Source organism: Nocardioides sp. LS1, from assembly GCF_003865225.1.
Lineage (GTDB): Bacteria > Actinomycetota > Actinomycetes > Propionibacteriales > Nocardioidaceae > Nocardioides > Nocardioides ginsengisegetis.
Window position 1 is genome coordinate 801,379 of sequence record NZ_BIFF01000002.1, and the last position, 24,631, is coordinate 826,009.

At 72.6% G+C, this 24,631-nt stretch carries 24 protein-coding genes and 1 riboswitch; of the genes, 8 read left to right on the top strand and 16 right to left on the bottom strand.

Annotation, left to right across the window (positions count from 1 at the left end; genetic code table 11):
• Window positions 1-98: 98 nt before the first annotated feature.
• From EJF31_RS08720 to EJF31_RS08745, 6 genes are all read right to left on the bottom strand, one after another.
• A complete protein-coding gene (locus tag EJF31_RS08720; RefSeq protein ID WP_185736177.1) occupies window positions 99-1,145 on the bottom strand; it encodes a phosphatase PAP2 family protein in 1,047 nt (348 codons plus the stop codon).
• A gap of 5 nt (window positions 1,146-1,150) precedes the next feature.
• On the bottom strand, window positions 1,151-2,152 hold the full coding sequence (locus tag EJF31_RS08725; RefSeq protein ID WP_125036686.1) for an ABC transporter ATP-binding protein: 1,002 nt from the start codon (window positions 2,150-2,152) through the stop codon (window positions 1,151-1,153).
• 4 nt (window positions 2,153-2,156) lie between these two features.
• A complete protein-coding gene (locus EJF31_RS08730) occupies window positions 2,157-3,794 on the bottom strand; it encodes an iron ABC transporter permease (protein WP_260430722.1) in 1,638 nt (545 codons plus the stop codon).
• 35 nt (window positions 3,795-3,829) lie between these two features.
• Window positions 3,830-4,903: a thiamine ABC transporter substrate binding subunit gene (locus EJF31_RS08735; RefSeq protein ID WP_125036688.1), complete on the bottom strand. Its 1,074-nt coding sequence runs from the start codon at window positions 4,901-4,903 to the stop codon at window positions 3,830-3,832.
• Window positions 4,894-5,001: riboswitch (TPP riboswitch) on the bottom strand. (Overlaps the previous gene by 10 nt.)
• A 13-nt stretch (window positions 5,002-5,014) precedes the next feature.
• Window positions 5,015-5,884, bottom strand: coding sequence for an RNA polymerase sigma-70 factor (locus EJF31_RS08740; RefSeq protein WP_125036689.1), 870 nt, complete (start codon window positions 5,882-5,884; stop codon window positions 5,015-5,017).
• On the bottom strand, window positions 5,881-6,474 hold the full coding sequence (locus EJF31_RS08745; RefSeq protein ID WP_125036690.1) for a carboxymuconolactone decarboxylase family protein: 594 nt from the start codon (window positions 6,472-6,474) through the stop codon (window positions 5,881-5,883). Before EJF31_RS08745 ends, EJF31_RS08740 begins: the two co-directional genes overlap by 4 nt.
• A 91-nt stretch (window positions 6,475-6,565) precedes the next feature.
• Here EJF31_RS08745 and EJF31_RS08750 point away from each other — a divergent pair, with 91 nt between their 5' ends.
• Both EJF31_RS08750 and EJF31_RS08755 read left to right on the top strand, forming a co-directional pair.
• Complete coding sequence (locus EJF31_RS08750) at window positions 6,566-7,477, top strand: alpha/beta hydrolase (RefSeq protein WP_125036691.1); 912 nt, start codon at window positions 6,566-6,568, stop codon at window positions 7,475-7,477.
• Entirely contained in the window at window positions 7,474-7,908 is a 435-nt protein-coding gene (locus EJF31_RS08755; RefSeq protein ID WP_125036692.1) for a GNAT family N-acetyltransferase, read from the top strand. The genes EJF31_RS08750 and EJF31_RS08755 overlap by 4 nt, the downstream gene beginning before the upstream one ends.
• Here EJF31_RS08755 and EJF31_RS08760 read toward each other — a convergent pair.
• The 7 genes from EJF31_RS08760 to EJF31_RS08790 form a co-directional block, all read right to left on the bottom strand.
• Complete coding sequence (locus EJF31_RS08760; protein ID WP_185736178.1) at window positions 7,895-8,950, bottom strand: MBL fold metallo-hydrolase; 1,056 nt, start codon at window positions 8,948-8,950, stop codon at window positions 7,895-7,897. The genes EJF31_RS08755 and EJF31_RS08760 overlap by 14 nt on opposite strands.
• Window positions 8,951-8,960: 10 nt before the next feature.
• Window positions 8,961-9,767 carry an SDR family oxidoreductase gene (locus EJF31_RS08765; RefSeq protein WP_125036693.1) on the bottom strand — a complete coding sequence of 269 codons (807 nt, stop codon included), beginning with the start codon at window positions 9,765-9,767 and terminating at the stop codon, window positions 8,961-8,963.
• On the bottom strand, window positions 9,764-10,870 hold the full coding sequence (locus EJF31_RS08770; RefSeq protein WP_221767506.1) for a diacylglycerol kinase: 1,107 nt from the start codon (window positions 10,868-10,870) through the stop codon (window positions 9,764-9,766). Before EJF31_RS08770 ends, EJF31_RS08765 begins: the two co-directional genes overlap by 4 nt.
• 21 nt (window positions 10,871-10,891) lie before the next feature.
• Complete coding sequence (locus EJF31_RS08775; RefSeq protein ID WP_125036694.1) at window positions 10,892-12,085, bottom strand: NADH:flavin oxidoreductase; 1,194 nt, start codon at window positions 12,083-12,085, stop codon at window positions 10,892-10,894.
• Between the two features lie 35 nt (window positions 12,086-12,120).
• Entirely contained in the window at window positions 12,121-13,104 is a 984-nt protein-coding gene (locus EJF31_RS08780) for a DUF6454 family protein (RefSeq protein WP_125036695.1), read from the bottom strand.
• Between the two features lie 94 nt (window positions 13,105-13,198).
• Window positions 13,199-13,633 (bottom strand): hypothetical protein, encoded by a 435-nt coding sequence (locus tag EJF31_RS08785; RefSeq protein WP_125036696.1) that lies wholly within the window; start codon window positions 13,631-13,633, stop codon window positions 13,199-13,201.
• A gap of 22 nt (window positions 13,634-13,655) precedes the next feature.
• Window positions 13,656-14,030, bottom strand: coding sequence for a hypothetical protein (locus EJF31_RS08790; protein ID WP_125036697.1), 375 nt, complete (start codon window positions 14,028-14,030; stop codon window positions 13,656-13,658).
• A gap of 49 nt (window positions 14,031-14,079) precedes the next feature.
• Between EJF31_RS08790 and EJF31_RS08795 the strand changes: the two genes are divergently transcribed.
• Window positions 14,080-14,859, top strand: a complete 780-nt coding sequence (locus tag EJF31_RS08795) for a putative protein N(5)-glutamine methyltransferase (protein ID WP_260430724.1) — start codon at window positions 14,080-14,082, stop codon at window positions 14,857-14,859.
• Here EJF31_RS08795 and EJF31_RS08800 read toward each other — a convergent pair.
• Window positions 14,837-15,526 (bottom strand): heme oxygenase (biliverdin-producing), encoded by a 690-nt coding sequence (locus EJF31_RS08800; RefSeq protein WP_260430725.1) that lies wholly within the window; start codon window positions 15,524-15,526, stop codon window positions 14,837-14,839. The two genes, EJF31_RS08795 and EJF31_RS08800, sit on opposite strands and share 23 nt — an antisense overlap.
• Before the next feature lie 64 nt (window positions 15,527-15,590).
• On the opposite strand from EJF31_RS08800, the gene EJF31_RS08805 reads away from it, so the two are divergent.
• Both EJF31_RS08805 and EJF31_RS08810 read left to right on the top strand, forming a co-directional pair.
• Entirely contained in the window at window positions 15,591-15,899 is a 309-nt protein-coding gene (locus tag EJF31_RS08805; RefSeq protein WP_185736179.1) for an STAS domain-containing protein, read from the top strand.
• Window positions 15,900-15,910: 11 nt separating this feature from the next.
• Window positions 15,911-16,336 carry an ATP-binding protein gene (locus tag EJF31_RS08810; protein ID WP_125036701.1) on the top strand — a complete coding sequence of 142 codons (426 nt, stop codon included), beginning with the start codon at window positions 15,911-15,913 and terminating at the stop codon, window positions 16,334-16,336.
• A gap of 6 nt (window positions 16,337-16,342) precedes the next feature.
• On the opposite strand, the gene EJF31_RS08815 is transcribed toward EJF31_RS08810, so the two are convergent.
• Window positions 16,343-16,684, bottom strand: a complete 342-nt coding sequence (locus tag EJF31_RS08815) for an STAS domain-containing protein (protein WP_182541020.1) — start codon at window positions 16,682-16,684, stop codon at window positions 16,343-16,345.
• A 157-nt stretch (window positions 16,685-16,841) separates the two neighbouring features.
• Here EJF31_RS08815 and EJF31_RS08820 point away from each other — a divergent pair, with 157 nt between their 5' ends.
• Both EJF31_RS08820 and icmF read left to right on the top strand, forming a co-directional pair.
• Window positions 16,842-19,097, top strand: a complete 2,256-nt coding sequence (locus tag EJF31_RS08820; RefSeq protein ID WP_125036703.1) for a SpoIIE family protein phosphatase — start codon at window positions 16,842-16,844, stop codon at window positions 19,095-19,097.
• A gap of 99 nt (window positions 19,098-19,196) precedes the next feature.
• The gene (icmF, locus tag EJF31_RS08825) at window positions 19,197-22,442 is read left to right on the top strand and encodes a fused isobutyryl-CoA mutase/GTPase IcmF (RefSeq protein WP_125036704.1); all 3,246 of its coding nucleotides are present in this window, start codon (window positions 19,197-19,199) and stop codon (window positions 22,440-22,442) included.
• 21 nt (window positions 22,443-22,463) lie between these two features.
• On the opposite strand, the gene EJF31_RS08830 is transcribed toward icmF, so the two are convergent.
• Window positions 22,464-23,792, bottom strand: coding sequence for a M23 family metallopeptidase (locus tag EJF31_RS08830; protein ID WP_125036705.1), 1,329 nt, complete (start codon window positions 23,790-23,792; stop codon window positions 22,464-22,466).
• Between the two features lie 114 nt (window positions 23,793-23,906).
• Between EJF31_RS08830 and EJF31_RS08835 the strand changes: the two genes are divergently transcribed.
• Window positions 23,907-24,614: a helical backbone metal receptor gene (locus EJF31_RS08835; protein WP_125036706.1), complete on the top strand. Its 708-nt coding sequence runs from the start codon at window positions 23,907-23,909 to the stop codon at window positions 24,612-24,614.
• Window positions 24,615-24,631: the final 17 nt, after the last annotated feature.

Genomic DNA, 24,631 nt, shown 5'->3' on the forward strand with positions numbered 1-24,631 from the left:
GTCACAAAGGAAACAACTTCCCCAATTTTTTCTTGCGTCACCGGCGTGTCGGCTTGCGAACTACAACAATGTAGTTCTCGACGAATCGACGTGTGGCGTCAGACGTCGTGGTCGACGGGGACGGCCGACGTGGTGGAGGTGGGGTGCGAGTGCAGGCCCCGGCGCTCGAACTTCTGGCCGCTGGCGACGCCGCCGACGTAGAAGGAGACGAAGGCGATCATGATGCCGGCGACGTCGTCGGCGATGTAGTGCCAGCCGAAGTAGAGGGTGGCCACGACCGTGCAGCCGAAGTTGACCCAGAAGACCCACTTGAGGATCTTCGAGCGCAGCGTGAACTGCACCATCAGGGCGACCAGCAGCGTGATCGCGCAGTGCAGGCTGGCGAAGCCGGCGACCGACTGGACCACGCCCTCGAGACCGCCCTTGATGACCTCGATCCGGGTGTTCTGCAACGACGCCATCAGGCTCGCTGTCGGCGTGTCCGGCAGGTCGGAGTAGACGTAGCTGTAGGCCAGGCCGGGGCCGAGGGTGGGCAGCGCGTAGTAGGACAGCGTGCCAAGCGCCCAGGCGATGCACTGGGACGTGGCGAACCAGTAGCCGAAGGTGAGGTTCCGCGACCAGACCAGCCACGCGGTCAGTGCGAGCGGCACCAACGGCAGGAACCACAGGTAGACGTAGGACAGGAAGTAGGCCATGAAGCTGGTGCCGAAGATGTCGTGCAGCAGCAGGCCGGGCTCGTGGCCGAACATCAGGGCCCGGTCGAGCAGGTGCAGCGTGCGGTCGTACTTCGTCGTGGAGACGAACGGCAGGTAGGACTTGAGGTTCCGGTAGCTGACGTAGGTGATGTAGAAGCACACGACACCCATCACCACGAGCGTCATCCGCTCCCGCGTCCAGTGCGTCCTCACCCGCGCGCGCCAGATCGGCGCCATCAGGGGGAACTTCCCCTTCGACTGCCACACCGTCCGGGGGACGAGGTCGATCAGGAAGGCGCTGCCAACCAGCATCGGCAGGCGCAGCCACGAGGGCCCGAGGAAGCCGTCGGGGTCGGCGAGCTTCTTGTCGAGGAGGACCGCCGTCAGGATCGCCAGACCACCCATGACGACAGCGATCCCCACGAGCAGGGCATAGGCGCGGCGATACACGGGCGTCAGTCTAGGGATGCGTCGGTCATCGGCAGGATCGCCAGCCGTGTGGGATCCACCGCACAGTGAACCGTCTCACCCGGTGCGGCGTGGGCGTCCAGCGACGCGACCGCGTCGACCTCGCCGACGCCCTCGAGATCGACGACCAGCCGGACCTGCTCCGGGGTGGCCCGGCTGGCCAGCACGGTGCCGACCAGCCCACCGCCGTCCCGGACGTCGATCGCCGAGCGACGGACCGCGACCGCCGGCGCGGGCGGGAGCCCGGCCGACGCGAGCACGGTGCGGGCGGCGGCGTCGCGCAGGACGCGGGCATAGCCGAGGAACAGCGCGGTCTCCGGGTCCGCGGGCGTCCGCCAGACCTCGGCGATCGGGCCCTCCTGCACGACCCGGCCGGCACGCATCACGGCGAGCCGGTCGGCGACGGTGAAGGCCTCCTCGTGGTCGTGGGTGACCATCAGCGCGGTCGTGCCGGCGGCCCGGAGGATGCCGCGCAGGTCGACGGCGAGCCGCTCGCGCAGCCCCGCGTCGAGGGCGGACAGCGGCTCGTCGAGCAGGAGCAGCCGTGGCTCGACGGCCAGCGACCGGGCCAAGGCGACCCGCTGGCGCTCGCCGCCGGACAGGGTCGACGGCAGGCGATCGGCGTACCCCCGGAGGCCGACGAGGTCGAGCAGCTCCTCGACGCGGGCGGGGATGCGGGGGGCGCGGCGGAGCCGGAGCGCGTAGCCCACGTTGCGGCCGACCGTGAGGTGGTTGAAGAGCTGGCCGTCCTGGAACATCAGTGCGAAGCCACGCTTGTGGGTCGGTACGCCGCGCAGGTCCGCGCCGTCCCAGGTGATGCTGCCCGCGGCGACCGGCTCGAGGCCGGCGACGGCGCGCAGCAGCGTGGACTTGCCGCAGCCGGACGGGCCGAGGACGGCGAGCACCTCCCCGACGGGCAGGTCGAGGGAGACGTCGACGACGGCGGGCAGGCCGTCGTAGGAGACGGAGACGTGCTGGAGCTCGAGCATGGCGTCAGAAGGCTCCCACGGACGGCACCCGGAGCCGTTCGACCACGAGCATCACGACAGCCGTGGTCGCGGCGAGGACGACGGAGGCGGCCAGCGCCATGCCGTAGTTCATCGGGCCGGGGTGCCCGATCAGCCGGAAGATGACGACCGGGACGGTCGGGTGCTCGTCGCGGGCGAGGAACGACGTCGCGCCGAACTCGCCGAGCGAGGCGGCGAACGCGAAGCCGCTGGCGGCCAGCAGGGGCTTCCAGACCACCGGCAGGTCGACGGTCAGCACCGCGCGCAGCGGTCCGGCCCCGAGCGAGGCGGCGGCCTGGCGCTGCCGGTCGTCGACGCCCGAGAGCACCGGCACGATGGTGCGGACCACCAGGGGGAGCGCCACGAGGGCCTGGGCGATCGGCACCAGCAGCGGGGAGTCGCGCAGCTCGAGCGGCGGGTGGTCGAGGGTGATGAGGAAGCCGAAGCCGAGCGTCACCGCCGAGACGCCGAGCGGCAGCATGAAGAAGCCGTCGAGCGTGGCGCGGACCCGGCGCTCGGACCGCGAGCGGGACCGCCGGGTGACGACCACCGCCACGAGGAGGCCGAGCGAGAGCGACATCCAGGTCGCGTCGACGGCGGTGCGCAGTGAGGTGACCAGGGCGTCGGTCACGGGGACCAGCAGCGCCTGGTGGGTGCCGCGCGTGGTGAGCGCCCGGTAGTTGTCCAGGCCCCAGCCGGACCCCTCGACCTGCATGGAGCCGAGCACGAGGGTGCCGATCGGCAGCGCGACGAGCACGACGAGGAGCAGTGTCGCCAGCGCGCCCGGCCAGTCCCGGCGGGAGAGCCGCCGGGGCCGCGGCAGCACGCGGGAGACGGACGGGTCCGGCACGGCCCGCAGCCGCCCGGCGACGAGCAGCAGCGCCAGGACGGCGACGAGCTGGAGCACCGACAGCGCCGCGGCGCCCTGGAGGTCGAGCAGGTTGGTGGTGAGGAGGTAGATCTCGGTCTCGACCGAGGAGTACCTCAGCCCGCCGAGGGTCAGCACGACGCCGAAGGCGGTCGCGCAGAACAGGAACACCACGCTGGCCGCCGACACGATCGCCGGGCGCAGCGCCGGGAGGGTGACCGTGCGGAAGACCTGCACCGGACTGGCTCCCAGCGCGGCGGCCGCGTCGGCCGGCCGCTGGTCGAGGGACTCCCACGAGGCGCCGACCGCGCGGATCACGACCGCCACGTTGAAGAAGACCAGGCCGGCCACGATCGCCACCGGGGTGCCGTCCAGGCCCAGGAAGCCCAACGGACCGGACTCCCCCAACAGCTCACGGAAGGCGACGCCGACCACCACCGTCGGGAGCACGAACGGGACGAGCAGGGCCGCGCGCAGCGCCCGCCGGCCCGGGAACTCCCGCCGGTGCAGGGCGTGCGCCGCCGGCAGCCCGAGCAGCACCGACACCACGGTCGCGACCGAGGCCGACCAGACGGTGAACCACAGGACGCGGTGCACCCGCGGCCGGCCGAGCACCGAGATCACCCCGCCGGGGTCGAACGATCCGTCCGGCCAGAAGCCGCGCGCCAGCATGCCGCTCACCGGCAGCACGAAGAAGACGCCCAGCACCGCGACCGGCAGGAGCGCCAGCGCGGCGAGGGTCAGGGGTCTCGACAAGCTCGACCACCGAGCGGAGCTCGACCAACGAGTGGTCATTGCGAGGTGACGTCGCTCCACTCGCGCAGCCACTCGTCGCGGTGGGCGGCCACGTCGGCCGGGTCGACGGCGTAGGGCTGGTCGGGCTGGGTGGCGTACGAGGCCCAGTCGGCCGGCAGCGGCGTGCCGTCGACGACCGGGAAGACGTACATGCTCTCGGGCAGCGCCTCCTGCACCTCCGAGGAGGTCAGGAACCGCACGAAGGCCTCGGCCCCGGGCACGTTGGCGGCGCCGTCGAGGACGCCGGCGTACTCCACCTGGCGGAAGCAGGTGTCGAGCAGCGCGTGGGTGGTGGACGCCGTCGCGCCCTTCGGGACGGTGAAGGCGGGCGAGGAGTCGTAGGACAGCACGATCGGCCGGTCGCCCTTGCCGCCGCCCTGGGTGAAGTCGACCTCGTAGGCGTCGGACCAGCCGGCGGTGACGCGCGCGCCGTTGTCCATCAGCTTCTTCCAGTAGTCCGGCCAGGCGTCGCCGTACGCCGAGACCGTGGCGAGCAGGAACGCCATCCCCGTCGAGCTCGTGGCCGCACCGGGCAGCACGAACAGGTCCTTGTAGGCCGGGTCGGTCAGGTCGTCGAGCGTCCGGGGCTCGGCCAGGTCGTGGGCCTTGAACCAGGTGTCGTCGACGTTGACGCAGACGTTGCCGTTGTCGACGGGCGTGAGCGCGTGGGCGTCGTCGCCGGGGAGGTCGTAGGCGGAGACACCGGCCGGGGCGTCGAAGGAGTACGGCGCGAAGACACCCTCGTCCAGCGCGCGGGAGGCGAAGGTGTTGTCGACGCCGAACGCGACGTCGCCGGTCGGGTCGTCCTTGGTCAGGACGAGCTTGTTGGTGAGCGTGCCGCCGTCGCCGGACGCCTTGACCACGAGGTGGTAGCCGGTCTGGGCCTCGAAGTCCTTGACCACCTTCTTGGGCAGGACGAACGAGTCGTGGGTGACCAGGACGACGTCCTTGACCTTGCCCGCGGCGGTCGTGGCCGGGCTGTCGTCGCCCTGGCCGATCACCGAGCAGGACCCGAGGACGGGGACGAGCAGGACCGTGCAGATCGCCGCCAGCGCGCGCGATGACTTCATCTGGGACTCCCTTCGCCGGTGTTAACCGGAGCAGGTTCATAGGGTCTGCGGCGGATCCGCACTCTCAGCACGTCGGGCGTGCTCCCCTGTCATGTCCCTCCAGACTAGTCGTCAGCGAGTCAGGGCGATCACCCCGTCCAGCCGGGCCAGCTTCTCGGGGTTGCGCACGATGTAGAGGCCGGTGACCTGGCCGTCCTCGACCAGCATCGTGCCGATCGCGTCGACCACGCCGCCGACGAGCAGCCGCAGGCCGGGGGCGCCGTTGACGAGCACCAGCTCGGCCGACCCGTCCTCGGGCATCACGGCCTCCAGGAACCGCAGCACCTTGTCGCGGCCCAGGATCGGGCGCAGCGCGGCCTTCTTGAAGCCGCCGCCGTCGGTCATCAGCACGACGTCGGGGGCGAGCACGTCCATGAGGCCCTGGAGGTCGCCGGTCGCGGTCGCCCCGAGGAACTTCGCGATCACCTCGTCGCGCTGCGTGGGCGTGACGTCGGAGCGCGGGCGACGCTCGTCGACGTGCGCCCTGGCCCGGCTGGCGATCTGGCGGACCGCCGCCGGCGACTTGTCCACGGCGGCCGCGATCTCGTCGTACCCGACGTCGAAGACCTCCCGCAGCACGAACACCGCCCGCTCGGTCGGGCTCAGGGTCTCCAGGACCAGCAGCATCGCCATCGAGACGCTGTCGGCGAGCTCGACGTCCTCGGCGACGTCGGGGGTGGTGAGCAGCGGCTCGGGCAGCCACGGGCCGACGTACTGCTCGCGGCGGCGGGCCATCGTCCGCATCCGGTTGAGCGCGAGCCGGGTCGTGATCCGGACCAGGTAGGCGCGTTCGTCGCGCACCGCGGTGAGATCGACCTCGTGCCAGCGCAGCCAGGTCTCCTGGAGCACGTCCTCGGCGTCGACGGCGGACCCGAGCATCTCGTAGGCGACGGTGAAGAGCAGGTTGCGGTGCGTGACGAACGCATCGGTCGCAGTGGTCATGACACCTCGCTGGTCGGGCCTGACGCGACAGTAGCGAGCGGCAGCTCGCAGACGTCGGAGTATCCCTGGCTCTGCAGCCCGGCGGCGGAGTTGAAGCGCGAGCGCATGTTCTCCAGGGCGATCATCTGGGTGAGCTCGACGACGGCCTCGGCCCCGAGCTGGTCGACGAGCCGGCCGACCATCTCGTCGGTGACGGTCAGCGGCGTGTGGCTCATGGCCTCCGCGTAGGCCAGCACCTCGCGCTCCAGCGGGGTGAAGACGTCCGACTCGCGCCAGCGCGGCACCTCCCGGACCTTGGCGAGGTCGAGCCCCTCGTCGTGGGCGAGGAAGTAGCCGAAGTCCAGGCACCAGCTGCAGCCGATGACCCCGGCGCTGGCGAGCTGGGCGTAGGACTTCAGGGTCGGGTCGAGGCGGTCCCACTTCGCCACCTTCTGCTCGAAGCCGAGCACCGCCCTCAGCACCGGGCGGTGGTGCCACAGGACGTAGGCGTTGTCGGGGACCTGCCCGTAGGTGCGGCGGGCGTAGGCGGACAGGACCCGGCCGTAGAGGCCGGTGATCGTGGCCCGGGGGATCCGGAAGGTGCTGGGCATCGGTGCTCCTGGTGTCGTGTCTTTCAGCGGTCACCCATCCAGACACCGGCCGCCGCCGATCTGTGACACCGGCCTGTGACAGGGTCGCGGCATGCCGAGTCCCACCCACCAGCTCCTCGCGTGGGGCGTGCCCAAGCTGCGCAAGTCCCGCGAGCTCGACACCGAGGAGGCCGAGCGCGCCCGCGTCGAGCGCTGGCACGCCGGGCTGGACCGCACCCTGCCGACCCGGATCGTGCCGGGCTTCGCGCGCCGGTACGACGTCACGACCGAGACGCTGACCGGACCGGCCGGCGACTTCCTGTCGTACGTCGTCACGCCGCGCGGCATCACGCCCGAGCGCACCGTGGTCTGGGTGCACGGCGGCGGCTTCATGGCCCCGATCGACCCCTTCCACGTGCGCTACGTGGCCCGGTTGGCCCGGGCGCTGCGCGCCCGGATCGTGCTGCCCGACTACCCGCTCGCGCCCGAGCACACCTGGCGCGACTCGCACGACGCGCTGGTCGACCTCGCCGCCCGCTGGTGCGCCGACGGGCCGGTCGTGCTGGGCGGCGACTCGGCCGGCGGCGGCCTGGCGATGGCCATCGCACTCGCGCTGCGCGACCGGGGTGGGCCGCAGCCGGAGCGGCTGCTGCTCCTGTCGCCGTGGATCGACCTGACCACCAGCGCGCCGGACACGGCGGCCTTCGCCGAGCGCGACCCGTGGCTCTTCCTCGGCAAGCTCCACGCCTACGCCTCGTGGTGGGCGGGGCGGGACGAGGACCTGGGGCGCCCGGAGGTCTCGCCGGGGCTGGCGCCGCTCGACGGGCTGCCGCCGACGCTGATGTTCTGCGGCACCCGCGACCTGCTCGCCCCCGGGGTGCGGATGCTGGCCGACCGGGCGCTGTCCTCGACGTGGGAGCTCACCTACGTCGAGGCCCCCGACCTGATCCACGTCTACCCGCTGCTGCCGCTGGTCCCCGAGGCCCGGCGGGCGTGGAAGCAGACGCTGGAGTTCCTCCGGTGAACATCACCGCGGTCCCCTTCGCCGCACTCGACGCCCGGACGGCGTACGACGTGTGGCGGCTGCGGCAGGCCGTGTTCGTCGTCGAGCAGGCGTGTCCCTACCCCGACCTCGACGGTCGCGACGTCGAGCCCGGCACCCGGCACGTGCTGCTGCGCGACAGCGGTGACGAGCTGCTCGGCTACGCCCGGGTCCTCGACGACGCGAGCACCTGGCGGATCGGCCGCGTCGTGCTGACGCCCGAGGCCCGCGGCCGCGGGCTGGCGGACCTCGTCATGGGCACCGCCCTGCAGGTCTGCCCCGACCGCGACGTGGTGCTGGACGCGCAGGTGCCGCTGGCCGGGTGGTACGCCGGGTTCGGCTTCGTGGCCGACGGGGCGGAGTTCCTCGAGGACGGCATCCCGCACGTCCCGATGCGGCTCACGCGCGGGTGAAGACGACCCCGCCGTCGGTCACCTCGCGGGTCGCCTGACCCCGCGCGACGAGCAGCTCGAGGTGGGCCTTGGTCTCCATCGACGCGAGCGCGCCGTTGAACTCGTCGAGGTCGGCGAGCCGGTGCTCGTGACGGGTCCAGGGCAGCTCGCCCGCGACGTCGTACGCCGTGGCCGGGCCGCCGGCCAGCGCCGCGAGGCAGAGCTCCAGCCGGTGCTCGTGGTGGTCGAGCAGCTGGTCGACCCGGGCGTGGGAGGACGGCGCGAGCGGGCCGTGGGCCGGCAGCAGCCGCAGGTCCGGCAGCTCGCGGACCTTGGTGAGCGAGGCCATGAAGTCGCGCAGCGGCTGCTCGACCGGGACCGGCTCGAAGCCGATCGACGGGGTGATCGTGGGCAGCACGTGGTCGCCGGCGAAGAGGATCCCGTCGGCGTGGTCGGCGAAGACGAAGTGGCCCTGGGTGTGGCCGGGGGTGTGCACCGCGTGCAGGGTGCGGGTGCCGATCTCGATCTCGTGGTCGCCGTCGAGCCAGGTGTCGGGGTAGTGCCACATCGACAGGTCGGGCATCCGGCCGTCGGTGAACTTCTGCCACTTCTCCGCGATCTCGTGGGCGCCGGCAGTGCGAAGCACGGCGAGGGTCGGGTCCTCGTCGACGTCGTCGTGGTGGTGCATCAGGTCGAGGGTCGGCTTGTCGCCGATGCCGAGGCTGACGTGGGCGCCGTACTCCTTGCCGATCACGGCCGCCTGCGTGTAGTGGTCGCGGTGCACGTGCGTGACGAGGAAGCGGGTGATGTCGCGCAGGCCGAACCCGATCCCGGCCAGCGACTTCTCCAGCAGCGTCCGGCTCTCCTCGATCGCCCAGCCGCCGTCGACGAGCGTCAGGCCGCGCTCGGTCTCGAGGACGTAGACGTTGACGGCCCGGAGACCGTCCATCGGCAGCGGCAGCGGGATCCGGTGGATCCCCTCGGCGACCCGCCACGCACCCGGCTCGGTCCAGTGCTGGCCGGAGTCCGGGGATTTCGCGTGGGCGGTGCTGGTGCTGGTCACCCCGCCGACCCTAGGTGGTGACGTCGGGGAGGTGGAGGTCGAGGTTCGGCTGCTGGATGCCGCCGTCGACCTCGAGCATCTTGCCGGTGACGTACTGGCCGGCCCGCGAGCAGAGGTAGAGCGCGGCGGCCGCGATGTCCTCGGCCTCGCCGACCCGGCCCAGCGGGGTCTTGGTCTCCATCTGCTCCATCATCTCCGGCACCCCGGCCACGAACTCCAGCGCGGAGGTCATCACCGAGCCCACGAAGATCCCGTTGACCCGGATCCTTGGGGCGAGGTCGGTGGCGGCGAGCCGGGCCCAGTGCGCGAGGGCGGCCTTGGCGGTGCCGTAGGCGAGGTAGCCGCGACCGGAGGCCCGGCCCATCATCGAGGAGATGTTGACGATCGACTTCTGCCCCTCGTCGCCGCCCTTGAGCATCAGGGGGACCGCCGCGAGCGAGAGCGCGTGGGCGGTCGAGACGTTGAAGTGGAACGCCTCCTCGAGGTAGGCCACGTCGGTGTCGAGGAAGGCGTTGGGGATGGTGCCGCCGACGTTGTTGACGACCGTGTCGAGCCGGCCGAACTCGTCGTATGCCGCCTGCGCGAGCCCGGCCACGGCGTCGGTGTCGCTGAGATCGGCCGGGACGACGAGGGCGCGGCGGCCGGCGGCACGGACCTGGTCGGCGACCGCGTCGAGCTGGTGGGCGGTCCGGGCGGAGAGCACCACGTCGGCACCCGCCTGGGCGAACGCCACCGCGGTAGCGGCGCCGATCCCGCGGCCGGCGCCGGTGACGACGGCGACGTGGTCGGTGAGCGTGAACCGGTCCAGGATCGTCATGCGTGCGCCACCAGGCCCTTGCCCGTGACGAGCGGCAGGTCGAGCGCGGTGACGAGCCCGCCCGGGCTCGCGACGACGGCGGGCACGGCGTTGACCAGGCGCTGCGCGGTCACGATCATCCCGGAGACGTTGTGGTCGCCGTGCTCGCCGTGGTGCACGAAGTCGCACTGCATGAAGGGCTCCCCGGTGATCACGACGCGGTAGCAGCCGCCGCCCTCGGGCGGCTGGGCCCACTCGAGCACCTGGTCCTCGGCGGTGCGGGTGACGTGCTCGAGCACGACGCGCGGCACTCCGTCGACCTTGCCGATCACCTGGAACCGCACGGCCGCCATGGTCCCGGCCTCGATGTCGACGCTTGCCGTCTTGGTGTCGACCTCGGCGGCCCGGCGGTCGACCTCCTCGGTGAGCGGCTCGTCGAGGGTGATGCCGAGGCCGGCCGCGAGCTGGCGGACCACGCTCCCCCACGCCATGGTCAGGATGCCCGGCTCCCACAGCATCGGGCGGTGGTCCAGGGGCTTGCCGAAGCCGTAGATGTCCTGCATGACGACCGGCTGGTAGTAGGTCGAGTAGTCGGCGATCTCCATCACCCGCACCTCGTCGATGCGCTGGGACAGGCTGGTCAGGCTCAGCGGCAGCACGTCGTTGGCGAAGCCCGGGTCGATGCCGTTGACGTGCAGGCTGGCGCCGGTCCGCGCCCCGGCGTCGGCGAGCCGGTCGAGCATCTCGGGCGGCAGGATCCGGTCGGGCCACTGGAGCAGGACCGGCCCGCTGGAGACCACGTTGACGCCGGCCTCGACGAAGCCGAAGAGGTCCTCGATGCACTCGAAGACGCGGTCGTCGGCCATCGCGGTGTGCACGATGCAGTCGGGTCGCAGGGCGAGCAGCGCGTCGCGGTCGTTCGTGGCCTCGATCCCCAGCTCGCGGCCGAGGTCGGCCAGGATCCCGGCGTCGCGGCCGACCTTCTCGGGGTTGCTGACCCAGACGCCGACCAGCTCGAGGTCGGGGTGCCGGTCGATCCCGGCGATGGCGTGCCGGCCGACCGTGCCGGTGGACCACACGACGACCTTGAGGGGCAGCCCGGTGGTCGAGCCTGTCTTGACCATGCCAGCAATCTAGAACAGGTTCTAGGTTTGCGGAAGGGCGGTCTCCTCGACGACCGGGCAGCGGGTGCCGGTGTAGATCGTCGGCATGCAGCGGTTGCAGTGGATGCACACACCGGCGTCCTGGCGGCCAGCCCGGAGCCGGTCGACCAGGTCGGGCTCGCGGAGCAGGGCGCGGCCCATCGCCACGAAGTCGAACCCCTCGGCCATGGCCAGGTCCATCGTGTCGCGGCGGTTGATGCCGCCGAGCAGCATCAGCGGCATGGCGAGACCGGCCCGGAAGGTCCGCGCCTTCTCGAGGAAGTAGGCCTCCTCGAAGGCGTAGTCCTTGAGGAACGACCCGCCCGCCACCCGCATCCCGACCCGGACCGGCAGCGGCATGGCGGCGGCGAACTCCGCGACCGGCGCACCCCCGCGGAAGAGGTACATCGGGTTCATCAGCGAGCTGCCGCCGCTGAGCTGGAGCGCGTCGAGGGTCCCGTCGAACTCCAGGAGCCGGGCGACCTCGAGCCCCTCCTCGGTCGTGACCCCGCCCCGGAAGCCGTCGCCCAGCGACACCTTGGCCGTCACGGCCACCTCGCCGTCGACCTCCTCGCGCACGGCGCGGGCGACCTGGCGGGCCAGCCGGGCGCGGTTCTCCAGCGAGCCGCCCCAGCGGTCGCGGCGCCGGTTGAGCCCGGACGCGAGGAAGCTGGAGATGAGGTAGCTGTGCGCCATGTGCAGCTCGAGCACGTCGAATCCGGCGGTCACGAGGGTGCGTGCGGTGGCGACGTACTGCTTCGTGATGCGGGTCAGGTCCCGCTCGCTCGCGGAGCCGACCATCTGCATCGACAGCGGGCTGGGCATGCGCGAGGCCGCCAGGGCGCGTGAGCCGTTGGAGCGACCGTTGGCGACCGGGCCGGCATGCCCGACCTGGCCCGCGATCGCCGCCCCGGTCCCGTGGACCGCGTCGGCGAGCCGCGCCAAGCCGGCCACGGTCGACTCCCCCACCACGACCTGCTCGCGGTGGGTCCGACCCTCGGGGGCGACAGCGAGGTAGGCCACCGTGGTCAGCCCGATCCCGCCGCGCGCCACGGCCAGGTGGTAGTCGATGAGCTCGTCGGTCACTTGGCCGTGCGGCGTGCGCCCCTCGAAGGTCGCCGCCTTGACCGTCCGGTTGCGCAGCCGGACCGGGCCGAGCGCGGCGGGGGCGAAGACGTCGGGGACTGCGGCGGTCACGGGCTCAATCTAGAACACGTTCCAGAACAGGGGCCTCAGGAGACGTCGGCGGTGAACGTGTAGAGCTCGGTGCCGCCGGCCTCCTCGCCGTTGTCCGGTGCCGCCCACAGCGTCAGGTGCGAGCCGTCGGCCGCCATCTTGACCGGGTTGCGGGTCATCACGTGCCCGGCCTCGGACCACTGCTGGAAGGGGATCTCGTGCAGGACGGCGTGCGTGTGCAGGTCGACCAGCGCCAGCCCTCCGAGCTCGTACGTCGCGGCCGAGCCGCCGGCGGTCGGCGTCTGCGGCAGGTTGGCGACGCCGCTGCAGATCGCCTTGGCGGAGGCGACGTACTGGCAGTCCTGGTAGTCGATGAAGTGGCTCGGGTTGGACCACGTGGACTCCTGCTGACCCGTCGGGCTCCACGCGTAGAACTTCCGCGAGCCCCACGTGTTGCCGACCAGGTCGCCGGTCGTGTCGTCCTTGACGATGCCGCCGATGTGGTCCTGGACGCGGAACTGCTCGGAGACCCTGAGGGTGGTGGCGTCGACCTTGTAGATGATCGAGGCGCTGTCGGGGCGGTACTCCGCGACCGGGACCCAGACGTTGTGGCCGTCGAAGTCGATGCCGCCCGGGTGGTACATGTCGCCCTCGCCGAGCACGATGTCCTTCTGCAGGTGGCCCTGCCGGTCCATCACGAACAGGTGGCCGACGCCCTTGCCCGGCGTGCGGTCGTAGCCGCCGACGGGGCTGGGGTACTTCTGGGTCGGCTCGATGATCTCGACCGACGACAGGAAGATGTGCTTGTCGGTGATCGCCAGGCCCTCGGTGTGGAACGTGTTGAAGTCCAGGTGCAGCTTGCCGACCTCGGTCCAGGGCGTGTTCCGGGTGACCTTGGCGAAGCCGGTGGCCAGGGCGCCGTCGGTGCCGGTGGCGCCGGGTGCCGAGGCGCCGTCGGCCCCGGTGGCCATCAGGGCGCCGCCGACGGCGAGGCCCAGGGCGGCCGTGGCCGTCACGAGGCGGAGGGGGATGCGGGACATGTCGTCTCCTTCGGGGGTGGGCAGACCCCGCGACGCTGCCCCGCCCCGGTGAACGTCCGGCGACCCGGCGACGGCCAGTGACCGACGAGTGCCCTCAGGAGGCTGTGACGCCCGCGACCTTCTGGCGCCGCAGCCAGAGCAGCCCGGCGATCGGGAGCACCGCCGGCACGAAGCCGTAGCCGATGCCGTAGTCGGACCACACCGACGCGTCGGGGAACCAGTCGCGCTGCACCAGCGACAGGGTGCCGACGGTGAGCACGCCGCCGAGCTCGACCCACAGCAGCACGCTGGCCAGCCCGGTGTGGCCGACCGAGGCGCGGCGGATGGCGACCCAGCCCGCGGCGTACGTCAGCGCGGCGACGGCCGACAGCGTGTAGGCGACCGGCGCCCTGTCGGCGTCGGTGGCCAGCTGGACGGCGGCGCGGGCGCCGGCGGCGAGGGTGAAGAGCGCATAGAAGGCGAGCAGCACCTTGTGCGGGCCGCTGCGGCCCGCGTGGTCGGACTCGGGCTGGGTGGTCGTCTCGGTCACGTGGTTCCTGTCGGGCTGGGGGTCAGGCGAGCGTCATCTGGAGGCGTACGGCGACCACGGTCACCGCGAGTGCCGCGACCGTCACCACGCCGCTGGACCAGCGGCCGCGGTCGTCGGCGATCGACTGCATCGCGATGGGCAGGACGCACACCGAGGCCACGAGGTAGCCGATGTGGGCCGACATCTCGGCCGGCCGGTCGCCCTTGAGCATGGTGCCCAGGCCGGCGACGGCCCGCACGGCCATCAGCAGCTCGAGGACCCACACGGTCGAGTCGAGCAGCGGCGGCCGCGGGATGCGGCGCAGGGTCACCACGAGCGCGGCGACGGTGACCACGGCGGCGTACGCGACGCACACCCAGGTGAGCTGGTCGAGCGCCGTGGTGGGCAGGTCAGGCATGCGACCATCATCGTCCAGCGCGCCCACCCGCCTCGCACCGGAGCCGACCTTGACCCTGTCCCCGGCCGCCCTCGCCGCCCTCGTGGTGCGGCTGCGGACGGCCGGCTGCGTCTTCGCCGAGGACGAGGCCCGGCTGCTGGTCGAGGCCGCCGCGGACGCCGCCGCCCTCGAGGGGATGGTGACGGCGCGCGTGGCCGGGACGCCGCTGGAGCTGGTCGTCGGGTTCGCGGAGTTCTGCGGGCTGCGGGTCGCGGTGGCGCCGGGCGTCTTCGTGCCGCGGCAGCGCTCGGCCTTCCTCGTCTCCCGCGCCCGGGCGCTGCTGCCGCCCGGCGGGGTCGTCCTCGACCTGTGCTGCGGGACCGGCGCCCTGGGGGCAGCACTGCTGGCCGGCGACCCGGCGGCCGAGGTCTGGGCCGCCGACGTCGATCCCGCCGCCGTCGCCTGCGCCCGGCGCAACCTGCCGCCCGAGCGGGTCCTCGAGGGCGACCTGTACGACGCCCTCCCGGGCGGGCTGCGCGGCCGGGTCGACGTGCTGGTCGCGAACGCGCCGTACGTCCCGACGGGGGCGATCGCCCTGATGCCACCGGAGGCGCGCGACCACGAGCACCGGGTCGCGCTGGACGGCGGACCCGACGGGACCGACCTGCAGGCGCGGGTGGCCGCGGGAGCGACCGACTGGCTGCGGCCGGGCGGCGCGCTCCTGATCGAGACCAGCGACCGTCAGGCGCCGGCGACCGCCGCGCTCGTGACCCGGGCCGGCCTGGTGGCCGAGGTCGCCGCCGACGACGAGGTCGGCGGGACCTGCGTCATCGGTCGAGCGCCCCGCTGAGCTCTGCATCAGTCTCGGCGTCGACGTGCGGGTCGGCCACCTCGGCGAACAGGTCGCGGTTGAGCCGGAAGGCCCGCCGGACCTCCTCGACGACCTCGGCCCGGTCGGCGTCCGACAGGGGCAGGGCGTCGAGCCGGTCGCGGTAGTCGCGCTTGTAGGGCACCGGCTTGGGGATCTCGGGGAAGTCGTAGAACGCCAGGCCGGCGGAGTCCAGCCCCTGGTCGGCGTACTCGCGACGGAGGGCCTGGGCCAGCACCCGGCCGCCGGACAGGTCGCCGAGGTAGCGCGTGTAGTGGTGGGCCACGAGCAGGTGCGGGCGCAGGCGGGCGGCGTCGATCCGGGCGCGGTAGGCCTCGGCCGCCCGGGACGCGACGGCCGGCTCCCGGCCGGGCGCCCAGTGGGCCAGGTCGGCCTCGAGCGCGTCGGTCCGCGCCAGCGCGTCGTCGTGGACCCCGGCGACGGCGGGGTGCTCGCGGCGGTCCCGGACGGCGTCCTCGAGGGCGGCGTAGACGACGCGCAGCCGGCGCAGGTAGGCGGCGTACTGCGCGGGCCGGGCCCGGCCGCCGACCAGGTCGGAGACGAACGGGCTGGCCTCGGCCTCCTCGTGCTCGAGTCGGGAGCCCTCGCGCATCGCGTCGGAGAGCGCGGGCTGGGGCTGGTGGTCCACGCCCCGAACGCTACCCGGCATCGGCCGGGTGTCGGTCGGGGCGGCGGGCGACTATTCTCGGGCCGTGGACGAACAGGCGTACTCCAGCGGCTTCGACGAGACCTCCTCGGTCCTGACCGTCCGGGGCGAGATCGACGAGGTCGCGGGCGTGGCGCTCCGCGAGGACATCGCGAAGTACACCCGCGAGTTCAGCCGCCCGATCCGGATCGACCTCGGCGGGGTCGACTACTTCCCGAGCCTGGCCGTCGGCGTGGTGGCCGCGGCCCAGCGCAAGGCCGGCGCGGCGGGCATCGACATCGGGCTCGTCGCCGCGGAGGGCTCCGTCGCCCAGCGGGTGCTGACGATCTGCGGTCTCCCGCACGAGATGTCCTGAACGGCCCGGCCGTGAACGACGCGCCCGCGGGCGAGGGCACCCAGCAGGAGACCCGCTTCGAGGTGCACGAGCTGCCGTTCGAGATGGGCAGCAACCGCGCAGCGCGGGTGCTGCTCGCGGGATTCCTGCGCCACAAGCACCTCGACGCCCAGGTGGTCCAGGACGCGGCGATCGTGCTGGGCGAGCTGGTCGCCAACGGGCTCGACCACGGCCGTCCCGACCGTCACGACGGGCTCGAGGTGTCCTGGGCGCTCCAGGACGAGGCACTGGAGGTCAGCGTGCTCGACGGCGGCGGGGAGACCGAGCCGCACGTCATGCCCCCCGACGTCCTGGCCGCGCGCGGTCGCGGGCTCGCCATGGTGGAGGCCCTCACCTCGCGGTGGTGGGTCGACCACACGGCCGGCACGCGGGTGACCGCGGTGCTGCCGCTCGCCTGAGAGCCGTCAGGCAGGTACGTCGGCGTCCGGCGGGGTGTCGTCGCGGTCGCCGAGGCGGTAGGGCAGGGCGCAGACCATCAGGACCCGCTGGGCCACGGAGCCCTGGGCGGCCACGAGCGACAGGTCGGCGCCGGTCCGGTCCGCCGAGGCCAACGCCCGGGTCAGCACCCCGACCGCGACGCTGGGCAGGTAGTCGACCCCGCTGAGGTCCACCACCAGCCGGCTGCCCGGCGCAGTGCCGTGCTCGGCGAGCAGGTTGCGCAGCGCGATGATGCCGTAGTCGTCGACCTCGCCGCGCACACGCAGCGTCCGGTCGAGCAGGTCTGCCTCAAAGGTCCGTTCCAACACGGCGCCAACCCTAGACATCCATCGCGCGTCCCCCATCACCCCCACGGGTGTGCTCACCCTCAGGGGTGGGCACATCCGTCGTGCCCGGGGGGCTCTCGACGGGATACGGTGGCCCGATCCGGCCACGGTGGCCGTGGACCGGTTCGGGAAGGGACCCATGAGCGCGACCCCGGACGGCCGGCACACGCCGGCCTACGCCCCCGCAGACCTCACCAACTGCGAGGACGAGCCGATCCACATCCCCGGGGCGATCCAGCCCCACGGGATGCTCCTCGCCGTCGACCCCGGGACCATGCACGTCGCGGTCGCCTCGGCCAACTGCCAGGAGCTCGTGGGGGTCGCCGCGGAGGAGGCCATCGGCAGGACGCTCGCGTCCCTCGTCGGTGACGCCGTCGAGGACGCCGTCCGTCGCCGGCTCGTCGAGGCGACCTTCCGCGAGCCGTTGATCATCAGCCTGCCCGAGTCGCTGCCCGGCTCGCTGGCCGGCCGCGAGGTCGACGTCACACTGCACCGCTCGTCCAGCCGGCTCGTGATCGAGATCGAGACCGTCGGCCGGCCGCGGTCGGTGCTCCTGACCTACCAGTCCGCCCGGAGCGCCATGGCCCGGCTGTCCGCCGAGACCAGCACCGTCGGCCTGGCCGCCCAGCTGGCCCGCGAGGTCCGGGCGCTGACCGACTTCGACCGTGTCATGGTCTACCGCTTCGACCGCGACTGGAACGGCGAGGTGATCGCCGAGGAGCGGCGCGATGACCTCAACCCGTTCCTGGGCCTGCACTACCCCGCGACCGACATCCCCGCCCAGGCACGACGGCTCTACACCGTCAACTGGACGCGGCTGATCGCCGACGTCCACTACACGCCCGTGCCGCTGCACCCGATCCTCGACCCGGTCGCCCAGGCGCCGCTGGACCTGTCCCACTCGACGCTGCGCAGCGTCTCCCCCATCCACCTGGAGTACCTCCAGAACATGGGGGTCACGTCCTCGATGTCCCTCTCGCTCGTGCAGGACGGCGAGCTCTGGGGCCTGGTCGCCTGCCACCACTACTCAGGCCCGCACCGTCCCAGCCAGGACGCCCGCGCCGCCGCGGAGTTCCTCAGCCAGGTCGCCTCGCAGCAGATCGCCGAGCGGGAGCGCGCCGACGCCAGCAGCCGCGCCCTGGCCACCAGCGAGCTGCTCGCGCGCATGCTCGGCCGGCTGGCCGGCACCAGCGAGCCGGTCCTCGACGCCCTCCTCGACGACCCCGAGCTGGCCGGCCTGATGCAGGCCAACGGCGTCGCGATGTGGGCCGACGGCCGCCTCCAGACCCGCGGCGTCGTCCCGTCGCAGGCCGCGCTGCCGCTCATCGCCAGCGCCCTGCTCAGCCCCGAGGACAGCTCGATCGGGAGCACCGAGCACGTCGCGGGACTCGACCCCCGCCTCGAGCAGTACGCCGACCTCCCGGCCGGGGCGCTCGCCATCGGCACCCTCCCCGACCGCTGGCTGGTCTGGCTGCGACCGGAGTTCGAGCAGACCGTCGACTGGGGCGGCGACCCCCGCAACAAGGAGCTCGCCTCGAGCGAGGGCGCCGCCGTGCGGCTCTCGCCGCGCAAGTCCTTCGACAAGTGGCGTGAGGTCGTCCGCGGCCACAGCCGGCCGTGGTCCGACGAGGACAACCAGGCGGCCGACCACCTGCGCGCCCAGCTCAACGGCCTGCTGCTCAAGCGGTCGCGCGAGCAGATCCAGGTGGCCGAGTCGCTCCAGCGCAGCGTGCTCGCCGAGCGGGCCCCTCGCCTCGAGGGCCTCGACGTCGCCGTCCGCTACACCTCGGCCGCCTCCTACCAGCTCGGCGGCGACTGGTGGGACTGCGTGCGCATCGACGACCGCCGCACGGCCTTCGTGATCGGCGACGTGGCCGGCCACGGGGTCGAGGCCGTGGCCGCGATGATGCAGGTCCGGGCGGCGCTGCGTGCCTACCTGCTCACCGGCGACGCGATCGGCTCCAGCCTCGACAAGCTCGACCGCTTCGTGGCCGACCTCGTCGACGACCAGATCGCCTCGGCCCTGGTGGTCGTGGTGGACCGGGAGGCCCGTCGGCTCGAGGCCGCCAGCGCGGGGCACCCGGCGCCGCTGCTGCTCTCCACCGACCCGACGCTGACGCTGCGCCCGACCGCGCGGCCGGTGCTCGGGCTGGGCTCCGGGCTGGCCACGGCACTGGCGATCGACGTACCTCCCGGGGCGACGCTGCTGATGTTCACCGACGGCCTGGTCGAGCGGCGCGGCAGCGACCTGTTCGACAACCTGCGCCTGCTCGAGCAGTCGGCCGGCACCGGCCCGGACGAGGCCGGGCTCGAGGCCTGGGTGGACCGGGTGCTCGCGGCCGTCCCCGGCAGCGGGGGCGACGACACGACCGTGCTCGCCGTCACCGTGCGCTGACGCCCGCTCCCGCCACGGGAGGCGGTGCGCCCTCAACTGGCCCCATTTAGTAGGACGTCCTACTATTTGGGTGAACTCCTACCCGTGAGGTGACCTTCCGTGGCCAAGCCCGAGCTCCACACCCCCACCCACCCCGTGCGCCTGGTGACGGCGTCGAGCCTGTTCGACGGCCACGACGCCTCCATCAACATCATGCGGCGGATCTTCCAGAGCCAGGGCGCCGAGGTCATCCACCTCGGCCACAACCGCTCGGTGCAGGAGGTCGTGGACGCGGCGCTGGAGGAGGACGCCCAGGGCGTGGCGGTCTCGTCCTACCAAGGCGGCCACATCGAGTACTTCGAGTACCTCGTCGAGTCGCTGCGCGCCCAGGGCGCCGACCACATCAAGGTCGTCGGCGGCGGTGGCGGCGTGATCGTGCACGACGAGATCGAGCGCCTGCGCGCCTCGGGCGTCACGATCTTCTCCCCCGAGGACGGCCAGCGGATGGGCCTCGTCGGGATGATCAACTCGGTCGTCAAGGACTGCGACTTCGACCTGTGGGCGGGCAAGCAGGTCGGGGCCGAGCAGGTGCTCAGCGGCGACCGGTTCGCCATCGCGCGCGCCATCACCGGCGCCGAGGGCGGCAACCTGCCGGCCGCGATGCTCGAGCAGCTCCGCGCGGCCGGCGCAGCCCACACGGTCCCGGTCCTCGGCATCACCGGCACGGGCGGCTCGGGCAAGTCGTCCCTCACCGACGAGCTCGTACGACGCTTCCGCGTGGACCAGCAGGACAAGCTGCGGGTCGCGGTCATCGCGGTCGACCCGACCCGGCGCAAGGGCGGCGGCGCGCTGCTCGGCGACCGGATCCGGATGAACTCCCTCGACGGCGACCGGGTCTTCTTCCGCTCGCTGGCCACGCGCGGCGCCCACGAGCTGCCCGCCCACCTCGGCGACGTCATCGACGTCGTGAAGGCCGCGGGCTTCGACCTCGTCATCGTGGAGACCCCCGGCATCGGCCAGGGCGACGCCGCGATCGTGCCGTTCGTGGACACCTCGATGTACGTCATGACGCCGGAGTTCGGCGCCGCCTCGCAGCTGGAGAAGATCGACATGCTCGACTTCGCCGACGTCGTGGCGATCAACAAGTTCGAGCGCCGCGGCGCCAAGGACGCGCTGCGCGACGTCGGTCGCCAGCTGGTCCGCAACCGCGAGGCGTTCGGCAAGCAGCCCTCCGACATGCCCGTCTTCGGCACCTCGGCGGCCACCTTCAACGACGACGGCGTGACCGCGCTCTACCAGCACCTGCGCGGCCTGCTCGCCGACCGCGGGCTGCCCGTCGACGAGGGCACGCTGCCGGCGGTCGACGTACGCCACTCGTCGGGGATCCGCCAGGTCGTCCCGAGCGACCGGGTGCGCTACCTCGCCGAGATCACCGAGACCGTGCGCAAGTACCACGCCCGCACCGAGACGCTGGCCGAGGCCGCGCGCCGCGTGCAGCGCCTCGACCTGGTCGCCGGCGAGCTGGTCTCGACGGGCTCGACCACCGAGGGGCTCGGCGACGTCCCGGCCCTGCTGGAGAAGGCCCGCCAGGACCTGCCGACCGAGGTCGCGCAGCAGATCGAGGGCTGGCCCGCCGTCGTGGAGTCCTACTCCGGCGACGAGATGGTCACGAAGGTCCGCGACAAGGAGATCCACACGCGGCTGACGCGGGAGTCCCTCTCGGGCAACAAGATCCCGCGCGTCGCGCTGCCGTCGTACGCCGACCACGGCGAGCTCGTCCGCTTCTGGCGCCGCGAGAACCTCCCCGGCCACTTCCCCTTCACCGCGGGCGTCTTCCCCTTCAAGCGCGACGGCGAGGACCCGGCCCGGATGTTCGCCGGCGAGGGCGACCCGGCGCGCACCAACCGCCGCTTCAAGATCCTCTCGGCCGACGGCGACGCCAAGCGGCTCTCGACGGCCTTCGACTCGGTCACCCTCTACGGCCGCGACCCCGACGAGCGCCCCGACATCTACGGCAAGGTCGGCACGTCCGGCGTCTCCGTCGCGACGCTCGACGACATGAAGGTGCTCTACGGCGGCTTCGACCTGGTCTCGCCGTCGACGTCGGTGTCGATGACGATCAACGGCCCGGCCCCGACCGTGCTGGCGTTCTTCCTCAACACCGTGATCGACCAGCAGGTCGACGCGTTCCGCGAGAAGGAGGGCCGCGAGCCGTCGGAGGAGGAGCGCGCGATGCTCGCCGCGCACGCCGTCGCCAACGTCCGCGGCACGGTCCAGGCCGACATCCTCAAGGAGGACCAGGGCCAGAACACCTGCCTGTTCTCCACGGAGTTCAGCCTGCGGATGATGGCCGACATCCAGGAGTGGTTCATCCAGCACCAGGTGCGGAACTTCTACTCCGTCTCGATCTCGGGCTACCACATCGCCGAGGCCGGGGCGAACCCCATCAGCCAGCTCGCGTTCACCCTCGCCAACGGCTTCACCTACGTCGAGGCCTACCTCGCGCGCGGCATGGACATCGACGACTTCGCGCCCAACCTGTCGTTCTTCTTCTCCAACGGCATGGACCCGGAGTACTCCGTCATCGGTCGCGTCGCCCGCCGCATCTGGGCCGTGGCCATGAAGGAGAAGTACGGCGCCAACGAGCGCTCGCAGAAGCTGAAGTACCACGTGCAGACGTCCGGTCGCTCCCTGCACGCGCAGGAGATGGACTTCAACGACATCCGCACCACGCTGCAGGCGCTCATCGCGATCTACGACAACGCCAACTCGCTGCACACCAACGCCTACGACGAGGCCGTGACGACCCCGACCGAGGAGTCGGTGCGCCGGGCGCTCGCGATCCAGATGATCATCAACCGCGAGTGGGGCCTGGCGATGAACGAGAACCCGCTCCAGGGCTCGTTCGTGATCGACGAGCTCACCGACCTGGTCGAGGCCGCCGTGCTGGCGGAGTTCGACCGGATCAACGAGCGCGGCGGAGTGCTGGGCGCGATGGAGACCGGCTACCAGCGTGGCCGGATCCAGGACGAGTCGATGCTCTACGAGCACCGCAAGCACGACGGCTCGCTGCCGATCATCGGCGTCAACACGTTCCGCAACCCGAAGGCCGACGACGGCACCCCCGTCCACGTCGAGCTGGCGCGCGCGACGGACGCCGAGAAGGAGGGCCAGCTCGCGCGGGTCCGCGCCTTCCAGGCCGAGCACGCCACCGAGGCCGAGGCGGCGATCGCCCGGCTCAAGGAGGCCGCGATCACCGGCGAGAACGTGTTCGCGGTGCTCGTCGACGCGGCGCGGGTCTGCTCGCTGGGCCAGGTCACCGAGGCGTTCTTCGAGGTGGGCGGGCAGTACCGCCGCAACGTCTGACGCTCCGGGGTCAGGGCCGGGTCAGGCCCCGGGGTAGGCGCCGACCGCGTGCAGCCAGGTCTCGGGGTCGGTGCTGTCCTCGTAGAGGCCGCCCCCGACCGGGTGCACCTCGAGGTGGAGGTGGCAGCCGGTCGCGTTGCCGCGCTCGCCGACCACGCCGATCTGCTGGCCGGCCCGCACGTACTGCCCGTTGCTGACGGTCAGCGCCTGCATGTGGGCGTACCACGTGCTGAGCTGCCCGTCGCCGGTGCTGTCGACCAGCAGCCACGGGCCCGACCAGCGCTGGTCGGTGCGGATGGTGATCGTGCCGTCGGTGACGGCCAGGACCGGCGTGCCGCACGCGGTGGAGAAGTCGTCACCGGTGTGGACGCTCGCCCAGTGCTTGCTGCGATGGCCCCAGTTGTCCTGGTCGCGGTACGACGCGCCCGCGGGCAGCGGGAAGCTCACGGCCTTCTCGCCCGAGGCGTAGGCGCGGGAGGCGGCCGCGGCCTCGGCGGCGACCGTGGCCGAGCTCGCGCGGATCGTGGCCAGCCGGTCGGTGATGACCGAGTTCTCCAGGACCGTCCGGGCGACGGCCATCGCGGCCACGACCTTGCTGCGGGCCGTCTCGGCCGCGGCGAGCGCCGTACGGGCTGCGGCGAGCTCGGTGCGGGCGGCGAGGTCGGCGTTGCCGACCGCGACCGTGGCCCACTCGAGCCGCTTGCGGGCCTTCTCGGCGTCGACGACCACGTTGGACTGGGTGCTGCTGAGCTGCTCGAGGACCACCATCCCGGTGACCAGGTCCTCGTCGGTGTCCGCCGACAGGATCATCCCGAGCGCCCCGACGGAGCTGGAGACGTAGCCCTGGTCGATCGCCGACACGAAGAGCGCCCGCTCGCGCTCGTAGTCCGCGGCGGCCTTCGTCGCCGCGGCACGGGCAGCGACGAGGGCCTTCGCCGCCGCGTCCGCACGTGCGGCGGCCTTGGTGGCCTCGGTGCGGGCCGCGTCGTAGGCGTCGACGGCCGCGTGCAGGGCGGCATAGGTCTGGGCGAGCTGCTGGCGTGCCGCCGCCGTCGTGGCGCTGTCGCCTGCGTGGGGCACGAGCAGGTCCGGGTCGAGGTGCCACGCGGCGGCCAGCGCGACAGCCCGGTCGGCGGCCTCGGCCTCGCGGTCCGCACGGCTCCCGGCCTCGTCGCTGCCGTGGCCGGCGTGGTGACGCTGCTTCTGCCAGTGGGCGCCGCCGGTCTGGTGGGTCCGGGTGTCGAGGAGCGGGGCGGGCGCGGCGCTCGCAGGTGCCGTCGCCACGGTCGTCACGGCGAGCACCGCGACGCCGGTCGCGATCCCCTTCGCGATCAGGGCGCGCGCAGCCACGGTCGTGTCCCCCCAAGGTCCATGCCTTCGAGGGTTCGGGTCCGACCCCGGATCGCGGGCCGGAACGCGAGCCGGGCTCACCTGAATTGATGACGCGCCGATACGGTCGGGCGCATGAGCGCGCTGTCCCGGGTCGTCTCGCTGGTGCCCTCGATCACCGAGGCCCTGGTCTCGGTGCGCCGCGACGCCGTGGTCGGTGCGACCGACTGGTGCACCCACCCGGCCGACCTCGACGTGACCCGCGTGCGCGGCACCAAGAACCCCGACCTGGCGGCGATCCGGGCGCTCGAGCCCGACCTGGTGATCGCCAACAAGGAGGAGAACCGCGAGCTCGACGTGCGACGCCTCCGCGAGTCCGGCGTGCGCGTGGAGGTGACCGAGATCGAGACCGTCCCCGATGCGGTCGAGACGTTCGAGCGGCTCTTCGACGACGTCCTCGGGTGGCCTCGGCCCGCCTGGCTGGCCGAGGCCCGGACCCTGTGGTGCGGTCCCCTCCCGGCCGTGACCGAGCGGGTCGTCATCCCGATCTGGCGCGACCCGTGGATGGTCGTCGGCAGCCGGACGTTCACCGGCGACCTGGCCCGGCGGCTGGGTCTGGAGAACGTCTACGCGGGCCACGAGGACCGCTATCCGCACGTGGACCTGGCCGAGCTCGATGCGGCCGCGGCGGACGCCGTACTGCTCCCGGACGAGCCGTACGTCTTCACCGAGGACGACGGCCCCGAGGCCTTCACGCGGACGCCGGTCCGGCTCGTCAGCGGGCGGTTGCTGACGTGGTACGGCCCGTCGCTGGTGGAGGCGCACCGCACGTTGACGCGATGACCGGACGCGGCCGCCTC